Origin of the sequence: Promicromonospora sp. AC04 (assembly GCF_003058225.1) — a bacterium.
In the GTDB taxonomy this organism is placed as follows: domain Bacteria; phylum Actinomycetota; class Actinomycetes; order Actinomycetales; family Cellulomonadaceae; genus Promicromonospora.
This window is the reverse complement of record NZ_QBUG01000007.1, coordinates 181,593-202,747: the sequence shown is the minus strand read 5'-3', so window position 1 is coordinate 202,747 and position 21,155 is coordinate 181,593. Positions and strand designations below refer to the sequence as shown.

18 protein-coding genes are annotated in these 21,155 nt (G+C 72.0%); 9 read left to right on the top strand and 9 right to left on the bottom strand.

Annotation, left to right across the window (positions count from 1 at the left end; all coding sequences use genetic code 11):
* Positions 1–22 precede the first annotated feature (22 nt).
* From C8K30_RS19185 to C8K30_RS19160, 6 genes are all read right to left on the bottom strand, one after another.
* A complete protein-coding gene (locus C8K30_RS19185) occupies positions 23–1,201 on the bottom strand; it encodes an ATP-dependent DNA ligase (protein ID WP_108494517.1) in 1,179 nt (392 codons plus the stop codon).
* Between the two features lie 14 nt (positions 1,202–1,215).
* Positions 1,216–1,779, bottom strand: a complete 564-nt coding sequence (locus C8K30_RS19180) for a dihydrofolate reductase family protein (RefSeq protein ID WP_108494516.1) — start codon at positions 1,777–1,779, stop codon at positions 1,216–1,218.
* Positions 1,780–1,839: 60 nt separating this feature from the next.
* The gene (locus C8K30_RS19175; RefSeq protein ID WP_108494515.1) at positions 1,840–2,943 is read right to left on the bottom strand and encodes a DNA polymerase domain-containing protein; all 1,104 of its coding nucleotides are present in this window, start codon (positions 2,941–2,943) and stop codon (positions 1,840–1,842) included.
* Positions 2,944–2,952: 9 nt separating this feature from the next.
* The gene (locus C8K30_RS19170; RefSeq protein ID WP_108494514.1) at positions 2,953–3,573 is read right to left on the bottom strand and encodes a hypothetical protein; all 621 of its coding nucleotides are present in this window, start codon (positions 3,571–3,573) and stop codon (positions 2,953–2,955) included.
* 73 nt (positions 3,574–3,646) lie between these two features.
* Positions 3,647–5,704, bottom strand: coding sequence for a DUF349 domain-containing protein (locus C8K30_RS19165; RefSeq protein ID WP_108494513.1), 2,058 nt, complete (start codon positions 5,702–5,704; stop codon positions 3,647–3,649).
* Positions 5,701–6,462 (bottom strand): peptidylprolyl isomerase, encoded by a 762-nt coding sequence (locus C8K30_RS19160; protein ID WP_108494512.1) that lies wholly within the window; start codon positions 6,460–6,462, stop codon positions 5,701–5,703. The genes C8K30_RS19165 and C8K30_RS19160 overlap by 4 nt, the downstream gene beginning before the upstream one ends.
* 203 nt (positions 6,463–6,665) lie before the next feature.
* Between C8K30_RS19160 and C8K30_RS19155 the strand changes: the two genes are divergently transcribed.
* The 3 genes from C8K30_RS19155 (at position 6,666) to hisS (ending at position 9,732) form a co-directional block, all read left to right on the top strand.
* Positions 6,666–7,328, top strand: coding sequence for an MBL fold metallo-hydrolase (locus C8K30_RS19155; protein ID WP_199230573.1), 663 nt, complete (start codon positions 6,666–6,668; stop codon positions 7,326–7,328).
* Between the two features lie 310 nt (positions 7,329–7,638).
* Entirely contained in the window at positions 7,639–8,322 is a 684-nt protein-coding gene (locus tag C8K30_RS19150) for a DinB family protein (protein WP_108494510.1), read from the top strand.
* 30 nt (positions 8,323–8,352) lie between these two features.
* The gene (hisS, locus tag C8K30_RS19145) at positions 8,353–9,732 is read left to right on the top strand and encodes a histidine--tRNA ligase (protein WP_108494509.1); all 1,380 of its coding nucleotides are present in this window, start codon (positions 8,353–8,355) and stop codon (positions 9,730–9,732) included.
* Between the two features lie 94 nt (positions 9,733–9,826).
* Here the strand turns inward: hisS and C8K30_RS19140 are convergent, their stop codons facing one another.
* Positions 9,827–10,150, bottom strand: a complete 324-nt coding sequence (locus C8K30_RS19140; protein ID WP_108494508.1) for a ribbon-helix-helix protein, CopG family — start codon at positions 10,148–10,150, stop codon at positions 9,827–9,829.
* A gap of 249 nt (positions 10,151–10,399) precedes the next feature.
* Between C8K30_RS19140 and C8K30_RS19135 the strand changes: the two genes are divergently transcribed.
* The 3 genes from C8K30_RS19135 to C8K30_RS19125 all read left to right on the top strand — a co-directional run bounded on the left by C8K30_RS19135 (position 10,400) and on the right by C8K30_RS19125 (position 15,057).
* Positions 10,400–12,013 carry an Rv2578c family radical SAM protein gene (locus C8K30_RS19135; protein WP_108494507.1) on the top strand — a complete coding sequence of 538 codons (1,614 nt, stop codon included), beginning with the start codon at positions 10,400–10,402 and terminating at the stop codon, positions 12,011–12,013.
* Entirely contained in the window at positions 12,013–12,993 is a 981-nt protein-coding gene (locus tag C8K30_RS19130; RefSeq protein WP_108494506.1) for a phosphotransferase family protein, read from the top strand. Before C8K30_RS19135 ends, C8K30_RS19130 begins: the two co-directional genes overlap by 1 nt.
* A 99-nt stretch (positions 12,994–13,092) precedes the next feature.
* A complete protein-coding gene (locus C8K30_RS19125) occupies positions 13,093–15,057 on the top strand; it encodes a hypothetical protein (RefSeq protein WP_108494505.1) in 1,965 nt (654 codons plus the stop codon).
* 54 nt (positions 15,058–15,111) lie between these two features.
* Here C8K30_RS19125 and C8K30_RS19120 read toward each other — a convergent pair whose 3' ends face one another.
* Both C8K30_RS19120 and C8K30_RS19115 read right to left on the bottom strand, forming a co-directional pair.
* On the bottom strand, positions 15,112–16,326 hold the full coding sequence (locus tag C8K30_RS19120) for a pyridoxal phosphate-dependent aminotransferase (RefSeq protein WP_108494504.1): 1,215 nt from the start codon (positions 16,324–16,326) through the stop codon (positions 15,112–15,114).
* 40 nt (positions 16,327–16,366) lie between these two features.
* A complete protein-coding gene (locus C8K30_RS19115; RefSeq protein ID WP_108494503.1) occupies positions 16,367–16,837 on the bottom strand; it encodes a PPOX class F420-dependent oxidoreductase in 471 nt (156 codons plus the stop codon).
* Between the two features lie 99 nt (positions 16,838–16,936).
* Here C8K30_RS19115 and C8K30_RS19110 point away from each other — a divergent pair, with 99 nt between their 5' ends.
* The 3 genes from C8K30_RS19110 (at position 16,937) to C8K30_RS19100 (ending at position 21,084) form a co-directional block, all read left to right on the top strand.
* The gene (locus C8K30_RS19110) at positions 16,937–18,364 is read left to right on the top strand and encodes a hypothetical protein (protein ID WP_132234181.1); all 1,428 of its coding nucleotides are present in this window, start codon (positions 16,937–16,939) and stop codon (positions 18,362–18,364) included.
* A 126-nt stretch (positions 18,365–18,490) separates the two neighbouring features.
* The gene (gene aspS / locus C8K30_RS19105) at positions 18,491–20,281 is read left to right on the top strand and encodes an aspartate--tRNA ligase (protein WP_108494501.1); all 1,791 of its coding nucleotides are present in this window, start codon (positions 18,491–18,493) and stop codon (positions 20,279–20,281) included.
* Complete coding sequence (locus C8K30_RS19100; protein WP_108494500.1) at positions 20,278–21,084, top strand: GNAT family N-acetyltransferase; 807 nt, start codon at positions 20,278–20,280, stop codon at positions 21,082–21,084. Before aspS ends, C8K30_RS19100 begins: the two co-directional genes overlap by 4 nt.
* Positions 21,085–21,155: the final 71 nt, after the last annotated feature.

Below are 21,155 nucleotides of genomic sequence, written 5' to 3'. Positions count from 1 at the left end.
ATCGCGCCCACAGCGAAGGGGATCACGGCGCGGGAGTGGTCCCCGGCGCCCCCGGGAGCAGCTCGGCGAGGTCGAAGCTGACCGGCTCCTCCAGCTGCTCGTACGTGCAGGACGCCGGCTCGCGGTCCGGGCGCCAGCGCTTGAACTGGGACGTGTGGCGGAACCGGGAGCCCTCCATGTGGTCGTAGCCGACCTCCAGCACGCGCTCCGGCCGCAGGGGCGTGAACGACAGGTCCTTGCCCGAGCTCCAGCGCGACTGCGCGCCCGGCAGCCGGTCCCCGGCCTCGGCGTTCGCCGGGTCCGTCCACCCGTGCCAGGGATGCTCGTCCGCTGCGGGCGTGCCGGGCTCGACGACGAGGGGCGCCAGCTCCGCGACGAGCTCCGCGCGCCGGGCCGCCGAGAACGACGCCGCGACGCCGACGAACTGCAGCCGCGGCCCGTCGTCGGACTCGTCCCACAGGCCCAGCAGGAGCGAGCCCAGCAGCGGCTCCTCGGGCGTCGACGTCTTGTGCAGCCGGTAGCCCGCCAGCACGACGTCGGCCGTCCGGGTGTGCTTGATCTTCAGCATGGCGCGCTTGTTGGGCGCGTAGACGCCGTCCGCGGGCTTGGCGACGACGCCGTCCAGGCCCGCGCCCTCGAACGAGCCGAACCACTCGGTCGCCACGGCGGCGTCCAGGGTGCGGGGCGTCGCGAACACGAGCGGGCCCTTCAGCCCGAGCCCGTCCAGCGCCTCGAGCCGCTCGGTCAGCGGCCGGTCCATGAGCGATTCGTCGCCCAGGGCCAGGACGTCGAACACGACGAGCGCGGCCGGGGTGGTCTCGGCGAGCATGTTCACGCGGGACGCCGCCGGGTGGATGCGCTGGGACAGCAGCTCGAAGTTCAGGTGCGCCGCGCCCGCCGTCGGGCCCTCGGGGGTCTGGGCGATGACGATCTCGCCGTCGACCACGCACCGCTCCGGGAGCGCCTCGCGGACCGCGGCGACGACGTCCGGGAAGTAGCGGTCCATCGGCTTCGCGTTGCGGGAGTCGATCTGCACGTCGTCGCCGTCGCGGTACACGATGGCGCGGAAGCCGTCCCACTTGGGCTCGTAGACGTAGGCGGGGCCGGCGTCGTCGCCGGCGGGCTGGGCGGGCACCGACGCCACGCTCTTGGCGAGCATCGGCCGGACCGGGGGCTGCACGGGCAGGTTGAGTGTGGTCACGGAACGAGCCTGCCTCAGCGCGGCACGTAATGCAGGTAGACGCACCCGTCCGCGAACGTCCGGGAGTCCACGAGGCGCAGGCTGAGCCGTGTGTCAGGGGGCAGGGCCGGCAGGCCGCCGCCCACGACCTCGGGATAGACGAAGAAGGTGAAGTCGTCGACGAGCCCGTGCCGGATGGGTGCGGCGGCCACCGTGGGCCCGCCCACGGAGACGCCGCCGGCCGCACAGTCGGCGATCCGCCGCAGCTCGCCGAGCTGCAGGTCACGCACGAGCCTGGTCCGCGCCGACGTGATGGCCTCCTCGGGCAGGGACGACGACGCGACGACCTTCTCGACCCCCTGCCAGATCTCCGCGTACCGCGTCATGTTCGGGTTCGGGTCGGCGCCCGGATCGTGGGTCTCCCAGTAGACCATCGTCTCGTACATGCGCCGCCCGTGGACGTACACGGCGACGTCCGACTCGAGCTCGTTGATGAACGCGAGCACCTCGTCGGTGGGCACTATCCAGTCGAACTTCCCGTCGGCGTCGACGGTGTACCCGTCGGCGGACATGTTCGCGAAGTACCGCAGGGTTCCCATGTACGGTCCGACGCCGCAGCGGGGCGGAACTCATCGGTCCGCGGCCCCACTGCCCCTGGATCAGTCGCCTGCGGCGTCCTTCGACCTGTCCCGGTCCTTGTCCCGGCTGGGCTGGACCCGCTTGGGCTCGCCCGGCATCTTCGGGTACTCCGGCGGATAGGGCAGGTCCTCGAGCCCGTCGGCCTCGTCGCGGGCGGCCAGGTCGAGGGCGGCGTCCAGCGAGCAGTCCAGGGCGGGGTCGCGGTCGGCGCGCAGCGCGGCGAACAGGTCGCCCCGCTCGGCGAACCGGTCCGCCGCGGTCAGGACGTCGAAGTCGTCGGGGTGCACGTCGGCGACCTCGTCCCACTCCAGCGGCATCGACACAGTGGCCTTCCCGTTGGCGCGGATCGAGTACGCGGAGGCGATGGTGCGGTCCCGGGCCATCTGGTTGTAGTCCACGAAGATGGCCTCGCCGCGCTCCTCCTTCCACCACCGCGTCGTGACCTTGCCGGGCAGGCGGCGTTCCAGCTCGCGCCCGATGGCGATGGTCGCCCGCCGTCCCTCGGTGAACGTCCACCGGGGCTCCAGCGGCACGAAGACGTGCAGCCCCCTGCCGCCGGAGGTCTTCGGGTACCCGGTCAGGTTCAGCTCGCCGAGCAGCTCCCGCAGGTGCGGGGCGACTACGGCGGCCTCGTCGAAGCTGGTGCCGGGCTGGGGGTCCAGGTCGATGCGCAGCTGGTCGACCGCCTCGACGTCGTCCCGCCGCACCGGCCACGGGTGGAAGGTGAGCGTGCCCATGTTGGCGGCCCAGGCCACGACGGCGGGCTCGGTGGGGCAGACCTCGTCCGCCGTCCGGCCGGACGGGAAGGCGATGGTCGCGGTCTCGACGTAGTCCGGCGCGCCCTTCGGGATGCGCTTCTGGTAGAAACCGTCACCCTTCGGGTCGTCCGGCTTCGGCATGCGCGTCGCGAGGTGCGCGCCCTCGTGCCAGCCCTTGGGCCAGCGCTCCAGCGTGGTGGGGCGGTGCAGCAGGGCGCCGGTGATGCCGTCCGAGACGGCGACGAAGTACTCGACGACCTGCAGCTTGGTGATTCCACGGGGGAAGACGACGCGGTCCGGGCTCGTCACGCGCACCGTGCGACCTGCGACGTCGAGCTCCACCGCTGGTGTCTTGGATCCGGCCATGCCCCGAACCTAGCCGTTCAGCCGTTCCAGCGCTGCCGCGAACGCCCGGTGCGCCGCGGGACGGCCGATCACGCGGACGCGCTGGTCGAGCACGCGCCGCGCGTGCCGCAGGTCCACGCCACGCCCGGACAGGGCGACGAGGACCGGCACGGCCGCCTCCAGCGGCGCGGTGCACGCGACGTCGACAGCGGTGCGGGCGAGCCGCGTCACGGGGACGCCCGCGAGGCGGACGGTGTCCCGCGCGAGCCCCCGTGCGCGCCGCGCGACCTGCCCGGGGCGCGGGACGGGCCGGTGGGTGTCGGGGGAGTAGGCCAGCTCGATCGGCGCGCCCACGGGCCAGGCCGGGGCGACGACGCCGTCGTGCAGGCCGGTATGCACCCACGCGGCGGTGGAGGCGGCCAGGACACAGCGCGCGGGCACCTCGTGCGCGAGCGCCAGGGCACGGTGCCGGGGCCCGACGACGACTCCGACGCCGACCGCCGCGCCGTCGTGCAGCTCGACCAGGGCACCCCGACGCCGCAGGTCGGACCACGCCACCGGACCGCCGACGTGCGCGGGGGTGACCACGAGCGGCGCCGCCGTCGGCCCCGGGTCGAGGAGCGCGGCGAGGGAGGTGCACTGGGACGGCATGCGCAGAACCTACGTGCAGCGGGCCCGGTCGCGCAGTGCGCGACCGGGCCCGCTGTGGACAAGCGGTCCGAGGTCAGCCGCGGGAGTCCTCCGCGGCCTTGACGACCTGCTCGAGCCACGAGCGGCGGGCCGCGACGGCGGCCTCCAGCTCGGAGACCTTGCGCTTGTCGCCCTTGGCCTGGGCCTTCGCGAGGTCCTCCTCGAGGCCGGCGATAGCGGCCTCGAGCTGCGCCGCCGCGCCCTCGGCGCGCGCACGCGTCTCGGGGTTGCTGCGCTTCCACTGGGCCTGGTCGGCGTCGCGGATCGCGGTCTCGACCGCGCGCAGGCGGCCCTCGATGCGCTGGATGTCGCCGCGCGGGACCTTGCCGGCCTCCTCCCAGCGCTCCTGGACGTTGCGCAGCACGGCCTTGGCCTTGTTCAGGTCCTTGACCGGCAGCAGCGCCTCCGCCTCCTCCAGCAGGACCTCCTTGACCTTCAGGTTCTCGCCGTACTCCGCGTCGATGACGGCGTTCTCGGCGTCCCTGGCCTGGAAGAACCGGTCCTGCGCGGCCCGGAACCGGGCCCACAGGGCGTCGTCGTCCTTGCGGGACGCACGGCCCGCAGCCTTCCAGCGCGTCATGAGGTCGCGGTACGCACCCGCGGTGTAACCCCAGTCGGTGCTGGTCGACAGCGACTCCGCCTCGGAGACCAGCTTCTCCTTCTCGACCTTGGCGGCGTTGTTGCGCTGCTCGAGGTCGGCGAAGAAGTGCCGGCGCTCGCGGTCGAACGCGGTGCGGGCGTGGCTGAACCGCTTCCAGAGCGACTCCTCCGACGGCCGGTCGATACGCGGCCCGGAGCGCTGAGCGTCCTTCCAGCGGTCCAGGAGCGACCGCAGCTCCTCGCCCGCGGGGCGCCACTGCATCTTGCTCGGGTCGGTCGCCGCGATCTTCTCGGCGGCCTCCACGATCGCGGTGCGGGACGCGACGGCCTCGGCCTTGGCCGCGGACCGTGCCTCCTCGAGTGCGGCCCGCCGCTCCGCGGCGCGGCCACGCAGCGCCTCGACCCGGGTCCGGAGGCCGTCCAGGTCGCCGACGGCGGCCGGCTCGGCCGTCTCCTCGCCCAGCTTCTGGAGCGTCTGGTCGATCTCGCGCACCGCCAGGTCCGCGCTCTCCAGACGGGCCTCGAACAGGCCGACCTTCGCGCTCAGGTCGAGGTACCGGCGCACGTAGAGGGCGAGTGCCTCCTCGGTGGTGACGCCGGGGAACTGGCCCACGACGCGCTCGCCCGCGGACTCGCGCACGTACACGTTGCCCTCGTCGTCGACGCGGCCGAACTTCTCCGCCTCGGCGTGCGCCACGGCGTCGGCCGCAGCGGGCACCACCGGGGTGGGCGCCGTGACCGGAGCAGCGGACTGCGCCACGGGAGCCGACGGCGTGCCCGGCTTGGGCGGACGCGGCCTCGCGAGCGCGGCCGGCGACGGGATCGCCGACGGCTTGGGCGTTGCGGGCTTCGGAGCAGGAGTTGAGACCGGTGCGGGGGTCTCCTCGGCTGGAGCCTCCTCGGTGGGGGCTTCGGCGGCGGGAGCCTCTTCGACGGGAGCAGCGGCCTCGGCGACTGGGGCTTCCTCGGCGGGGATCTCGGCGGCGGGAGCCTCCTCGGCGGCAGCCTCCTCCGTCGGGGCCTCCGCCGGAGCTTCCTGTGCGGGAACCTCGGCCTCGGCAGCCGGAGCCTCAGCGGGAGCAGCTGCCTCGGCGGCCGGCGCTTCCTCGGCCGGGGCCTCGGCGGCGGGAGCTTCCTCTGCCGGAGCTTCCGGCGTGGGAACCTCGGCCTCAGCGGCCGGTGCCTCCTCAGCGAGAGCCTCCTGCGCCGGTGCCTCCTCGACAGGCGCCTCTTCCGCGGGAGCCTCCTCGGCGGGAACCTCGGCCTCGGCCACGGGGGCCTCATCGACGGCCGGGGCCTCCGCTGGGACCTCGGGGGTCACCTCTGCGGCGTCCGCCGGGACGTCCGCTGCCGCGTCCGTCTCGACGACTGCCTCAGCCGCCTCGCTCACCGCCTCGGCGGGAGCCTCGGCTGCGGTCGGAGTCTCGGCCACGGGCTCGGCGGGCGCGTCCTGCTGGACGGGCTCTGTCGAGCGAGAAGTGGGTTCGCTCACTGGGTCTCAACTCCTTCGATGGTGACCGGGGTGGCGGGCGCACCGTCTGATGCGCCGCCCTCCACCCCCGCGTCAGCGACTGCTTGGACAAAGTCCAGGCCGGATGTGATCGTGCCGAAGACCGTGTACCCGCCGGCAGAGTCGGAGGGGATGGTCGATTCCTCGTAGACGAGGAAGAACTGGGAGCCCATGGACTCGGGGTCGTCGCCGCGGCGCGCCATCGCGACCGTGCCGGCGGGGTAGACGTCGTCCTCCGGGGCGTTCTCGACGGGGCCGAAGTAGTAGCCCGGGCTGCCGGAGCCGGTGAACGTCGGGTCGCCGCACTGGAGCACGAAGATGCCCTGCGTGGTGAGCCGGTGGCAGCCGGTGCCGTCGAAGTAGCCGCCCTGGGCGAGCGTGACGAAGCTGGCGACGGCCTGCGGTGCGGCCGCGCCGTCGAGCTCGAGCACGATGTCGGCGGTCGTGTCGCCCGAGCATGCCTGCAGCGTGACGGTCCAGGTGCGGTCCTCGGCCACCGAGGGCTCGGCGAGCTCGTAGGTGTCCCGAGCCGCCTCGACACCGGCGGGGCAGGCGGCGTCGGGCCCATCGCTGTTGACCAGGGCGGCGACCGCGAAGGCGCCTACGAGCGCGAGCACCGTGAACAGGGCGACGAGGGTCCAGACGCGCTGTTTGCGGGCACGCCTCGCTGCCTGTCGCTGCGCCTGCTTCTGGGCCTGCTTGACCTGCTGCGCGCGCTGCCGCTGTCTGGTGGACGCCACCGCGTTCCCTTCTCCGTGGTCTCTTGTGCTCGCCTCGACCCGGGGAACGGTCACTGGACCGATTCACCTGCCGGATCCGGGGCGAATCACCCCGTGCGGGGACAGTGTAGGCATCGGAGGCCAGGTGACACTGCCTGAGAACACCGGCCGACGGGTGAAGAAGGGGTCTGCCTGCGGGATCGTCTGCCGTTAACGTGGGCCGCGTGGAGCTCCGTGTAGTGGTCGCACCAGTGTTCGGTACCAACTGCTGCGTCGTGTCCTCCGGTACCGACTGCGTCGTCGTGGACGCGGGCGCGGGAGTGGCCGACGCCGTCGGGCAGCTGATCGACGACGCGGGCCTCACCCCGCGCGCCGTCCTCGCCACGCACGGCCATGCCGACCACACGTGGGACGCGGGAGCCCTGTGCGCGCGGTACGGGATCCCGATGCGGCTGCACGAGGCCGACGCCTACCGCCTGGCCGACCCGTTCGGCATCCTCAGCCCCGCCCTGGAGACCGCGCTCGGGCTGCACCGCGAGGACTACCGGGCACCCGCCGTCGTCGAGCCGTTCGCGACGCCCGGCGGGTCCGCCGTGCTGACGTTCGGCGAGGTCACGCTGCGCGCCCTGCACGCGCCCGGCCACACCGAGGGCTCCACCCTCTACCGGCTCGACGACGACGTGGTCCTCACCGGCGACGTCCTGTTCGCCGGCTCCGTGGGCCGGACCGACCTGCACGGCGGCTCGGGCCAGGTGATGGCCGAGACGCTGCGCGACGTGGTGAGCGGCCTGGACCCGGCGCTCGCCGTCGTTCCCGGGCACGGCCCCACCAGCACCATGGGGCACGAGCTGGCGACGAACCCCTTCCTCGCCGCGGGCCGCGCGTGAGGGCGTAGGCCGACCGGCGCGGCGGGATGGCCCGGACGACTGTTCGCGCTCTCCTGGGCCAACAGCGACGGCCGGAGGTTGGGCACGCGGGGAATCGCCATGAACCAGGCCGGCGACTACGTCTGCCGGACACGATTCACCTCCGCCTGCACGGTGTACAACGGCTTCGTCACCATCACTCAGCCGTAGGATGTGGCGCACTGCGGCGAGCCGCTAGTGCGTGGCTCTACCGCCGTCGTACGCGGGCACGGTCCGTCCCACTGCCGTGGCGCACGAGTTGGAGACCGATCCCTTCTCACGGGAGGCGCCTATGAGGGCGTACCTCGACCAGCGTGCCGGCATGGCCGACGACGGCTGGTCGGCCGCTTGGACGTTCGACGTCGAGCACTGGGGAACGTGCGGGCAGGGGCCGGACGACGACGCGGCGCTGGCCGATCTCGCCGCGCGGTGCGAGCTCGACGCCGGCGGTTCCGATACTGCCGCACTCGAGGTCGTGGAGCGTGTGGACCGGGCGCGCACCGGGGACGAGACGGTGTTCGACCGGGACCGCGTTCCGGCGTCGGAGGCGGAGCGGGAGGCGACGCTCGCGATCCTGGAACGCATGCGGGCCAGGACTCTCGCGCTGGTGCGTGACGCGCCGCCCAGCGTGCTGGCGTACCGCGACACAGAACGGGTGCTCCCGTCCTACGCCTGGTGGCACACGGTGGGGCAGCTCGCGTTGCACATCGCCGACACCGAGTCGCGCTACTACCTGCCGCTGCTCGGGCTGCCCGCGCGCGAGCGGGCGAGCGACCTGGTGACCGAGCTCGAGGAGTCCGGCGCGCACGTGCGCCGCGTCGTGGCCCGGATGGCGCCGGACCTGGCCGCGTCGTCGGACCGGCACGGGAGCTGGACCACCGTGAAGGTGCTGCGGCGCCTGGCGTGGCACGAGCGCGGGGAGCTGGACGTGCTCGCCCGGCTGGTCGAGCAGGCGGCTGTGGAAAAGCTGGGCTGACCGGTCCGTGCTCATGGGAAGATCTGTGGCATGGCAAAGCCCACTCCTCTCTCCGGTTTCCCCGAATGGCTCCCTGACGGTCGCATCGTCGAGCAGCACGTGCTCGACACCCTGCGCCACACCTTCGAGCTGCACGGGTTCGCCGGGATCGAGACGCGGGCCGTGGAGCCGCTGGACCAGCTGCTCCGCAAGGGGGAGACCTCCAAGGAGGTCTACGTGCTGTCGCGCCTCCAGGAGGAGGGCGGCACGGCCCGCGCGAGCTCCGAGAAGCAGCTGGGCCTGCACTTCGACCTGACCGTGCCGTTCGCGCGCTATGTGCTGGAGAACGCCGGCAAGCTTGCGTTCCCCCTGAAGCGCTACCAGATCCAGAAGGTCTGGCGCGGCGAGCGCCCGCAGGAGGGCCGCTTCCGCGAGTTCATCCAGGCCGACATCGACGTCGTCGGCGCGGGCGAGCTGCCGTACCACTTCGAGGTCGAGGCCCCGCTGGTCATGGCCGAGGCGCTCGGCGCGCTGAGCAAGATCGGCCTCCCGCCGGTCCGGATCCTGGTGAACAACCGCAGGGTCGCCGAGGGCTTCTACCGCGGTATCGGCCTGGACGACGTCGAGGGCGTGCTGCGCCAGATCGACAAGCTCGACAAGATCGGCCCGGACAAGGTGTCCGAGCTGCTCGTCACCGAGTGCGGCGCCACCGACGACCAGGCCAAGGCGTGCCTGGCGCTCGCGTCCATCTCGGGGTCCGACGTCGGCGTGATCGCCGAGGTGCGGGCGCTGGCCGAGTCCCACGGCGCGGTGACGGAGCTGCTGGAGACTGGTCTGGCCGAGCTGGAGGCGCTGATCGCTGCCGCTTCCGAGCGCGCTCCGGGTGTGGTGGTGGCGGACCTGAAGATCGCGCGCGGCCTCGACTACTACACGGGCTCGGTCTACGAGACGGTGCTGGTGGGGCACGAGCAGCTCGGCTCGGTCTGCTCGGGAGGCCGGTACGACACGCTCGCCTCCGACGGCAAGAACACCTACCCGGGTGTCGGGCTGTCGATCGGCGTGTCCCGCCTGGTCTCGCGGCTGCTGTCCGCGGAGCTGGTGCAGGCGACCCGGCCGGTGCCGTCCGCCGTGCTGGTGGCGGTGTCGTCCGAGGAGGAGCGTGCGGCGTCCGACGCGGTGGCCACGGCCCTGCGGGCCCGCGACATCCCGGTCGAGGTGGCGCCGAGTGCCGCGCGGTTCGGCAAGCAGATCAAGTACGCCGACCGGCGCGGTATCCCGTTCGTGTGGTTCCCGGGATCCGCGGGTGAGGACGGCGCGGTCGGTGCCGACCAGGTCAAGGACATCCGCTCGGGCGACCAGGTCGACGCCGACGCCGCGACGTGGGAGCCGCCGGCGGAGGACCGCTGGCCGCGGGTGGTCCCGAAGGCTTGACGCCTGTCGTTCGCCTCGTCAGAGTTACGCCCCGGACGCATGACCTGCGTCACGATCGTGCGCCCAGGGCTCTCCCGTTGTACCTCCCCACGGACTACGCCGCGTGAACTTGCTCCTCGATGAGCTGGCGCAGCCACTTGGACACGCTGACACCTTCTGCCTTGGCGCGTTCCTTGACCAGGTCCCTAATTTCGCGCGGCAACGTCACCGTGACCGTTGGGGAGTGTGATCCGTCCTTGGACAAGGAGACTCCACCTCGGGACAGGCCGCGTGTGCGAGTGGCCTCGGCGTCCCGCTCGGCGTCGGCTTCGGTGTATCGCTTCCCGTCAATCCGAACATCGACCTTGTCGAGGTCGACATCTTCCAGGGTGTCCTTGTCGGGTGTGAACCGGTAGCGGCTGGTGTCGATCTTGCTCATGGTTCTCACTTCCTCAGTGCGGTCGGCTCGCCAGCGTCCGCCAGGGCTGCCTGAAGGTGACCTCTGCCGATCTTGTGGCGACGGGCCGAGCGCGCTACTTGGAATCTCACCCGACCAGTGTCACAGCGATACCCGTACTCAGCAACGGGTATCACAGCGATACGCGCAACCATAGCCTCAGCATTGTCGACCTGGCTACCCCTTGGCCCGACAACTTGACCCGCGCTAGAACACGTGTTCGAATCAAGCATGCGTTGGAACGGTCAGGCAATCACTCACGACGACGGTGCGCTGCCCGGGCTCGAACTGCCCGGGCTGCGCACCGCAGGGCTGCTGCGGACCGTCCGGTCGCCGGATTTCGCGGGCGTGACGTTCCACGAGGTGCTCGCCAAGAGTGCGCTCTCCAAGGTGCCGGCGGCGTCGCAGATGCCGTTCCGGTGGACGGTGAACCCTTACCGTGGCTGCTCGCATGCGTGCACATACTGCGTGGACCCGTCGACGCTCGTGCTGATGGCGGACGGCGGCCAGAAGGCGATCCGCGACATCGTCGTGGGTGACCGGATCGTCGGGACGAAGCGTGACGGCGCCTACCGGCGCTACGTGGAGACCGAGGTTCAGGCGCATTGGGGCACCACCAAGCACGCTTACCGGGTGACGCTCGAGGACGGCACCGAGATCGTGGCCAGTGGCGACCACCGGTTCCTGACCGAGCGCGGCTGGAAGTACGTCGCCCCGCTCCCCAGTGGTGAGAGGCAACGCTCCTACCTGACGACCAACAACCAGCTCCAGGGTTTCGGCCAGGGGATGGTTGCCGAGGCTTACACCTCCCCACCGGAGTCCCGGCTCAAGATCATCGGCGCCGCCGTCAAGACCTCCCTGTCGCTGCGGATCGTCTCCGTCGAGAACCTCGGGACGGACTCGGAGATGGTCGACATCACGACCGGAACCGGCGACTTCATCGCCAACGGCGTGATCAGCCACAACTGCTTCGCGCGTCCGACCCACGAATATCTTGACCTGGACGCCGGGCACGACTTCGACTCGCAGGTGGTCGTCAAGGTCAACGCTGACCAGGTGCTGCGCGCCGAGTTGGCCAAGCCCTCCTGGACCCACGAGCCCGTCGCGCTCGGCACCAACACCGACCCGTACCAGCGGGCCGAGGGCCGTTACAAGCTCATGCCCGGCATCATCTCGGCCCTCGCGGACTCGGGCACGCCGTTCTCGATCCTGACCAAGGGCACGCTCCTGCGGCGCGACCTGCCGCTGCTGACGCGGGCCGCCGAGAAGGTCGACGTCGGTCTCGGGGTGTCGCTCGCGTTCGCCGACTCACCAGCCGGCAAGGAGCTGCAGCACGCCGTCGAGCCCGGCACCCCGTCGCCACGCGCCCGCCTCGATCTGATCCGCGCGATCCGGGCCGCCGGCCTGCCGTGCGGCGTCATGGTCGCACCGGTCCTGCCGTGGCTCACGGACTACCTCGCCCACCTCGAACGGCTCCTCGACGCCCTTGTGGACGCCGGCGCGACCGGCGTCACCGTCCTGCCCCTGCACCTGCGGCCCGGTGCCCGCGAGTGGTACCTGGGCTGGCTCGAACGGGACCACCCGCACCTGGTCGAGGGCTACGGCCGGGTCTACGCGCGCGGCGCCTACGCGCACAAGGGCTACCGGGACTGGCTCTGGGAGCGGGTGCGCCCGCTGCTCGACGAGCGCGGGCTGGGCGGCGCGGCCATGCATCGCGCCGGGGCGGACCAGGGTGATCAGCACGCCGAGGGCGACTACCCGCGTGGCGCCTTCGGCGGAGTGCGCGCCGACGGCACCGGTGCGGCGTCCTTGGCCGGGGACGTGGGAAGCGAGACCCTGTTCTGATGCAACGCCAGCTCGTAGACCCGCGCCTCGCCGGCTACACCCTGGAACCCCTGGCTGGCGGGTGGTCGGGGGAGACGTTCCTCGCGGTCCCCGACGGAAGCCCTGGCGCAGGGGAACGGCTGGTGGTCAGGTACTTCGCCGATGCGCGGCACGCGGCAGGTGCCGCCGGGATCCAGGCGGCGCTGCTCGCCCGGGTCCGCGACGTCCTCCCCGTCCCGGCGGTCCACGAGGTGCACGAAGGCGACGCCATCCTGCCGGGGCTGCTGATCACGGAGCTGGTGGCGGGGGATCGAGGCGACCTGGTCCTCGCACGGCTGACGGCAGGCGGACCGGAATCCAGGCGGCCGGCGGACGCCCTGTGGACGATGGGCCGCGCGCTCGGCCGGATCGCCGGGGTGCTCGCCGCCGTCCCGATGCCGGGGACCGGGATGTTCGCGGACGCCGCGCTCAGGATCGAGCCGTTCCACCTCTGGCTTCCGGACTGGGTCGACACCCACGCCCCGCGGCTAGAGGGGACCGGCTGGGCCGGCAGCGATATCGGCGCGCTCCGGGCCGTCGCCGAGCGTGCCGCCCGCGAGCTCGACGGCGCCCCGGCCCGCCTCGTGCACAGCGACCTGAACCCGAAGAACGTGCTGGTCGACCCCGTGACGCTCGAGGTGACGGCTGTGCTCGACTGGGAGTTCGCGCACGCAGGCCACCCCGCCACCGACCTGGGCAACCTCCTGCGCTTCGACCGCGAACCGGCCTACGTCGAGGGTGTCCTGGACGGCTACCTCGCTGCGACCGCGGGCGTAGCCCAGGGTGAGGGTGCCGCCCAGGGCGAGCCCGGCCGCCGTCGGGCAACCGACCTCGCCCGGGCCGCCGACCTGGTCGCCCTGGTGGACCTCGCCGCCCGCCGGGCGACCAACCCGGTGGTTCGTCGAGCGCGGGAGCACCTGTTGGCGATCGCCCGTACCGGGGACCTGCACGCCGCACCCTGACCTGCGGCGCTACCGTGTGGCCGTGACCGAGCTCGTTCCCCACCCGTGCCCGGCGACGGTCGGCCGCACCCTCGGCCAGCAGCCCAGGAAGGCACCACCATGACCTCCGACTCAGTCCCCGAGTGGCCCCGCATCGAGGCCGTAGCCCGGCTCGACGGCACTGGCGAGCTCACGATCGACGGCATCAGCCACCCGATCCAGGCCCTCACCGTCGAGGAAGCGCGTCTGACGATCCTCACGCGCATCGCCGACACCGCTGCCGAGCTCCGGCGCCCCGTACGTGCGCTGGCCAGCGGGCCGGACGGGGAGTGGCCCCTGATCGTGCACCCCGACGGCCGCGTCCAGGCCGACGACAGCCGTCCGGCGAGCCCTGCACCCATCGCGCCGCCGCCATCGGTCTTCGCACCGAAGACAGCAGACACGGGCGAGACGGCAGCCCCCGAGCCGCCCGTGACCGGCGCAGCCGAGCCCGACGTCGAGAAGCCCGACGTCGAGAAGCCCGACGGCGCCCCATGGGCGCGTGCCGCTCGCTTGGCTCAGGCGACAGCGATCTCGACCGAGCCCCAGGAGATCACCGATTCCACTCCGTTCGACCAGCCGACGTCGCTCGAGCTGCCCGACGAGGAGACGGTTGCACGAGCCGGTGGGGAAGTCGTCGATGCCGCGCCCTTTGAGCTGCCCGACGAGGAGACGGTTGCACGAGCCGGTGGTGAAGTCGTCGACGCCGCACCCTTTGAGCTGCCCGACGAGGAGACGGTCGCACGGGCCCGTGGCGAGGTCGTCGATGCCGCACCCTTTGAGCTGCCCGACGAGGAGACGGTCGCACGGGCCCATGGCCAAGTCGCCGACACCATGCCTGCCCCTGCCGAGCCAGCGGTACCGCGCCGACGCCGCATCATCCGGCTCACGGTCGTCGCCGCGGGGGCCGTCGTGCTGGTCGCCGCTGGGACGTTCGCCGTGGTCGCCCTGACCGGCAACCCTCCTGAACCTGGACCGACCGCTTCCGTGGCGGCCCCGCCTGGCAAGGGAGCGAAGCTCCTGGTCCAGGCGCCCGCGGGCTATGGCCAGACCGCTGTCTGGTCGGTCCCGGTCGGCGACGAACCGCAGATCCTGCTCACCCCCGACGGCGGAGTCCTTGCCGCACCCGTGGAGGACGACAAGATCACCGTCCTCGACCAGGCCACGGGAGTCGTGACCTGGGAAGGGCGCGACCCTGTCGAGGGCCTCCACGTCTCGCAGGTCGGCGAGGAACCCGTGCTGGTCGCCGACAGCCCCGGCACTCTGCACCTGTGGCCGCTGGACACCCCCGATCCGGCGGGCGTGGCTCCCACCACTGTCGAGCTCGGCAGCGATCAGGCCGAGGTCACCTACGACGGCACCGCCCCGCTGATCGTGCTCCCGGACCAGACCGTGGGCCTTCTTGACGGGAAGAGCGAGACCCCGATCAGCCGCGACGTACCCGAGGGTGCGAGCCCGGTGGCTGCGACCCCTCAGCACGTCGTCGCGGTCGGCCCTGACGCCTGGTGGACCATCACCGCTGATGCGGATCCTGTCCGGCAGAGCCTGCCCAAGCCCAAGCAGGCCGTCGGCGACCCGACGGCGGCGATCCCCGTCGGCGGCAACCAGCTGGCCGTCGTCTGGCGTACCGAGGACTCGGCCGAGGACGTCCTCGCGCTGGTCGGCCTGAACCGCAACGCCATCCGCGCGACCAGCCTGATTCGGTCGTCGGCGGTCCCGCCCGACGCCGAACCTCTCCGGGACCGCGCCGGCTCCATCCGGACGATCGGGCCGGTACTCCTGGACGTCGGTCCCAAGCCTGTGATCGCCGACCTCGGGGACATCGCCCCCGAAGCAGTGGTCGGGCGCACCGTCTACGGCACCAGCAAGAGCAAGCCGGCCGTCGCGACGTGGAGCCCCGACGGCGTCAAGCTCAAGGTCACCGAGAACCCCGGCGAGACCGCGCAGATCGCAGCGCTGACCAAGGACATCGCGTTCGTCGTGGCGTCGAAGGACGACGAGACCTTCCTGTACGCGCTGCCCCGTACCGAGGGGAACAAGCCGTAACCGGGCGCACCAGGGGCTGCACGGTGGTCGGCGGCGAGCCGCGCGGACGGGCAATCAGGCCCGCAGCGTCTCCAGGTGCTCCGCGATCCGGCCGATCGCCTCGGTGAGCACGTCGACGTCGGGCAGCGTCACCAGGCGGAAGTGGTCGGGCTCCGGCCAGTTGAAGCCGGTCCCGTGCGTGACCAGGATCTTCTTGTCGCGCAGCAGGCCGATCACGAACGCCTCGTCGTCCTTGATCGGGTACATCTCGGGGTCCAGGCGCGGGAAGCAGTACAGCGCGCCGCGAGGCCGCACGGACGTGACACCCGGGATCTCGTTGAGCAGCTTGTCGGCGAGCATCGACTGTTCGTAGAAGCGGCCGCCGGGCACGATCAGCGCCTCGATCGACTGGTAGCCGCCCAGTGCCGTCTGGATCGCGTGCTGCGCCGGCACGTTGGCGCACATGCGCATGTTCGCGACGAGGGTGAGGCCCTCGAGGAAGTCCCTGGCCCGGTGCTTGGGACCGGAGATCATGGCCCAGCCCGACCGGTACCCGCAGACCCGGTACGCCTTGGACAGGCCGCTGAACGTGACGCACAGGACGTCGTCGTCGGCGTACGTGGCCGTGTGATGGTGAGTGGCGTCGTCGAACAGGATCTTCTCGTAGATCTCGTCGCTGAGCAGCACCAGGTCGTGCTTGCGTGCCAGCTCCGCCAGGCCCTTGACCGTGTCCTCGCTGTAGACGGCGCCGGTCGGGTTGTTCGGGTTGATGACCACCAGGGCCCTGGTGGCGGGGGTGATGAGCGACTCGATGTTCTCCAGGTCCGGGTTCCACCCGTTGTCCTCGTCGCAGCGGTAGTGCACCGGCTTGCCGCCCTGCAGGCTCACCGCCCCGGTCCACAGCGGGTAGTCCGGTGCGGGAACCAGCACCTCGTCGCCGTCGTCGATCAGGGCCTGCAGCACCATGCTGATCATCTCGGAGACGCCGTTGCCGATGTAGACGTCGTCCACGCGCGTGTCGAGGCCGTGCGTCTGGTAATAGTTCGCGACCGCCGTGCGCGCCGAGTAGATGCCGCGGCTGTCGCTGTAGCCCTGCGCCTCGGGCAGGTGGTGGATCATGTCCGCGAGGATCGCTTCCGGCGCCTCGAACCCGAACGGTGCCGGGTTGCCGATGTTCAGCTTGAGGATCTTGTGACCCTCCGCCTCCAGCCGGTACGCCTCCTCGAGGATGGGACCCCGGACGTCGTAACGGACCGACTTCAGCTTGCGGCTCTGCCTGATCTCTCGCACAGGCACATGTTCTCAGGCCCGAGCGCCTGCTCGCGCACCGTCACCCGTCGGCGAGACGCGCCGGGAACCCGCCCGTCGCCACCGGCCCCCAGCGCTCGATCGTGATCCGCACGAGCGACTTGCCCTGCTCGACCATGGCCGCGCGGTACTCGTCCCAGTCGGGGTGCTCCTTGCCCGCGGCCGCGCGGAAGTAGTCCACGAGCGGCTCGACGGACTCCGGGACGTCGAGCACCTCGGCGGTGCCGTCCACCTGGACCCACGCCTCGTTGAAGCCCTCGCCGAGCGTCATGAACGACGCCGCGGGCCGCTTCTTCAGGTTCCGCACCTTGGCCCGCTCGGGATAGGTGGAGACGACGATGCGCCCGGCCGGGTCCACCCCGTACGTCACCGGGCTGAGCTGCGGGGCGCCGTCGGCCCTGCTGGTCACGAGGATCCCGTTGCGGTGCGCGCGAAGGAACTCAAGCAGCTCGTCGCGGGTCACGGTGGTGTTGGTGGCGATCGTCCTGGGCATGACCCGCACCGTACACCGCGGCCGGACGGCGATTCCGGGGAGGGGAGTTCCGGCCGCTTTTGTTGACACCTCACGTCGGTATGACGGAATGATGGCGAAATGGTAGGTATTTTCCGACGCCGGGTCGAGGACGCGCCGATGGTGGTGGCCCAGAGGCTCGAACGAGCCCGGCCGCGCACCGTCATCCTGTCCACCCTCTACGGCACCGGGTGGCAGCCCGTCGAGGGGAACGGCACGCTGCCGCCGAGCGAGAACCTCAGCTTCGGGCGCCTGGAGCGGTACTACGACGACGCGGAGCAGCTCCTGCCATCGGCGACCGTGCGCCCCTGGGCCGGCGACGAGGTCGGCTTCACCGACGGGACGGCCGGCATCGACGTGGTCTGGGCCCGGCTGTGGATGTTCCGCACGGCATCCGGGCAGTCGGTGCCGGCCCTCAGCCTGGGCCTGAACGCGGCAGGAGCCGACGACAAGGGACGGCCGGCCGGTGAGGCGTACCTCACGCTGCTCACGAAGATCATCGATCTGCTCAACACGTGCCGCGACCTCCAGGTCACCCTCGGCGACGTGCCGCTCGCCGAGCGGATCGAGCAGCTCGCCCGGGAGACGGGCGTGGAGGACCCGGGTGCCGTGTCCCGCGAACGCCACCAGCTCGTCATCGGGCACGCGCTGCCGGACCGCCTGGCGGCCGACGACCGGCGGATCCTGATCGAGCAGCTCGTCTACCGCACGCACCAGCGATTCCGGGACACGCCGGAGACGTTCGCCTACCCGGAGGAGCTCAACAAGCGGCCGGGTGCGACGGTCGTCGTCGGCCCGTACGTGAGCCTCCTGTTCGGCACCGACGACGAGGAGGACAACGCGGCGTTCGTCTCGGCCGCCCAGCTCGTCGCGAGCGCCGCGCGCCTGCGCTACATCCGCGAGGCGGCCCACCGGAACCTGGAGACGTTCCGCGACGCGCAGCGGCACCCGCCGGGTGGGCGGCTCGGCAACGTGGCCAAGCGCCGGATCCTCGGGCAGGCCGCCGACACGCTCGGTGATCTGGAGCTGGAGCTGAGCTTCTCCGTGGAGGCCGCGGCGGACATCAGCCTGATCGTCCCGGCATGGCGTGTCACGGCCTATCACGACGCGCTGTTCGTGCAGATGGGGCTCAAGCGCAAGTTCCGGATCGTGAGCCGGATGCTGCGCCGGCTCGCCCGGTCGATCGAGGCCGAGACGCTCTCGCTGGACGCCCTGGACCGGCACGGCGAGGGCGAGCGGCGGCGCCGCTGGGAGGCCGCGTACTTCTACCTGGCGACGATCCCCCTCGCGGCGGCGCTGGCCCTGGGCTATCTCGGCATGAACGCGAGCCAGGTGGCGATCGATGAGTCCATGTGGGCGCCGCGGTACTACGCCATGTACATGGTGGTGACGATAGTGGTGCTCGGCGGGATCCTGGTGCCCGGCGTGGTCGCGCTGTGGCAGCTCGTCAGCCGCTGGCTGGTGAGCCGGCGCGAGGACGTGGAGCCGGTGACCATGCGTACCCGCTGAGGGGGGCGGGAGCCGCGGCCCACCGACTAGACTCGCTTCCGCGTCCTCAGGGGCGCCCACGCGCCGTCGTGCAGCCCACCAGGGTGGCCAACGGCGGAACCCCTCCCGTACGAAAGGAACCCCTCCGTGCTCCGCACCCACACGGCCGGCTCGCTGCGAGCCGAGCACATCGGCCAGACCGTCACCCTCACGGGCTGGGTCGATCGCCGCCGTGACCACGGGGGAGTGGCGTTCATCGACCTGCGTGACGCGTCGGGCATCGCCCAGGTAGTCATCCGCGACGAGGAGATCGCCCACCCGCTGCGCGCCGAGTTCGTGCTGCAGGTCACCGGTGAGGTCGGCCGCCGCCCCGAGGGCAACGCCAACCCGAACCTCGCCACCGGCGAGATCGAGGTCGTCGCCACCGAGGTCGTCACGCTCAACGAGTCGGCCCCGCTGCCGTTCCAGGTCTCGACCGCGCTCGCGGACACCGAGGTGATCGGCGAGGAGGCCCGCCTCAAGCACCGCTACCTGGACCTGCGCCGTCCGGCCCCGGCCGCCGCGCTGCGCCTGCGCGCCAAGGCCAACCAGGCCGCCCGCCGCGTGCTGGACGAGCAGGACTTCGTCGAGATCGAGACGCCGACCCTTACCCGGTCCACCCCGGAGGGCGCCCGCGACTTCCTGGTCCCGGCCCGCCTGGCCCCCGGCTCCTGGTACGCCCTGCCGCAGTCGCCGCAGCTGTTCAAGCAGCTGCTCATGGTCGGCGGCATGGAGCGCTACTACCAGATCGCGCGCTGCTACCGCGACGAGGACTTCCGCGCGGACCGCCAGCCGGAGTTCACGCAGCTCGACGTCGAGATGAGCTTCGTGGACCAGGAGGACGTGATCGCCCTGGGCGAGAAGATCCTCGCCGCGCTGTGGGACCTCGTCGGCTACCGGATCACCGCGCCCATCCCGCGCATCACCTTCCACGAGGCGATGCGCCTGTACGGGACGGACAAGCCGGACCTGCGCTTCGACAACCCGATCGTCGAGCTCACCGACTACTTCAAGGCGACGCCGTTCCGCGTCTTCCAGGCGGAGTACGTCGGCGCCGTCGTCATGACGGGCGGGGCGGCGCAGCCGCGCCGCCAGTTCGACGCCTGGCAGGAGTGGGCCAAGCAGCGCGGCGCCCGCGGCCTCGCGTACGTGACGTTCACCGAGGACGGCGAGCTGGGCGGCCCGGTCGCCAAGAACCTGTCCGACGACGAGCGTGCGGGCCTGGCGGCCGCGACCGGTGCCCAGCCGGGCGACGCCGTCTTCTTCGCCGCGGGCAAGACGTCGGAGGCGCGGGCGCTGCTCGGCGCCGCCCGCCTTGAGATCGCGCACAAGACCGGTGCCATCGACGAGGACGCCTGGTCCTTCGTGTGGGTCGTCGACGCGCCCCTGTTCAAGCCGGCCGGCGAGGACGACGACGTCGACCTCGGCTCGTCCGCCTGGACCGCCGTGCACCACGCGTTCACGTCGCCCACGCCCGAGTGGATCGACACGTTCGAGAAGGAGCCGGGCGAGGCCCTGGCCTACGCCTACGACATCGTCTGCAACGGCAACGAGATCGGCGGGGGCTCGATCCGTATCCACCGCCGCGACGTGCAGGAGCGCGTGTTCGAGGTGATGGGCATCGGGCACGAGGAGGCGCAGGAGAAGTTCGGCTTCCTGCTCGACGCCTTCGCGTTCGGCGCCCCGCCGCACGGCGGTATCGCGTTCGGCTGGGACCGCATCGTGTCCCTGCTGACCAAGTCGGCGTCGATCCGCGACGTCATCGCCTTCCCGAAGTCGGGCGGCGGGTTCGACCCGCTGACCGCGGCCCCGGGGCCGATCACGCCGGAGCAGCGCAAGGAGGCCGGCGTCGACTTCGAGCCCGAGGCCGCCGTGCCCGTGGCGGCGCCAACGGCGTGACCCGGCTGGGCGGTCACGGGCTCGGCCACGTCTTCCACCGGGCGCGCTCCGACTTCTTCGAGGTCATGGGGGCCTGGACGGACAGCACGGGGTCCGGCGACGCCGGTGCGGCCGCCGTCGTCGAGCTCGCCGACCCGACGGGGGAGCGGGCCGGCCGATGGCTGAACGCCGTCGGCCGCCCCATGCGGCTGGCGCGCCTGCTGGCCACGGTGGTGCCCGACGGCGACGTCGTGGCCGCCACCGTGACCCGCGGCACCGGGGCCCTGGCCCAGGACGTCCTCTCCGGCTGGGGCCTCGGGTCCGCCACCACCTGGGACCGCATGGTCACCGAGGTGGCGCCGCCGGTGCCCGAGGACGCCGCGCCCGCCGTCGAGGTGCTCGACCTGGACCGCCACGCCGACGAGATCGCCGACCTGCTCGCCGAGGCGAACCCGCACGCGCGGCTCGGCGTGCACGACCCCAGGGCGCGCCGCGCCCGCTGGTACGGGATGCGCGATCCTTCGGCAGGCTCGGGACGGCGCTCCTCCACGGGCGCGGGACGGCGCGCCGGGTCGCTGGTCGCCGTCGGCTCGGCGACGCCCGTCCCGGCCGGCACCGTTCACCTCGGGTCGATCGGGACGCTGCCCGCGTTCCGCGGCCGCGGGTACGCCGGCGTCCTGACGGCCCGCATGACGGCGGACGGCGTCGCCGAGCGCGGTCTGGTCACGCTCGGTCTGTACGACGACAACGTCCCCGCGCGGCGCGTCTACGAGCGGCTCGGATTCGTGGTGGCGCACGAGGTGGAGACATGGCGGAGCGGGTGACCCGGGCGCACCTCGGGCGCGTATGCGCTCAGCCTGGTTAAGTGGAGGCGGGGCGCCGGTCCCGACGCCTC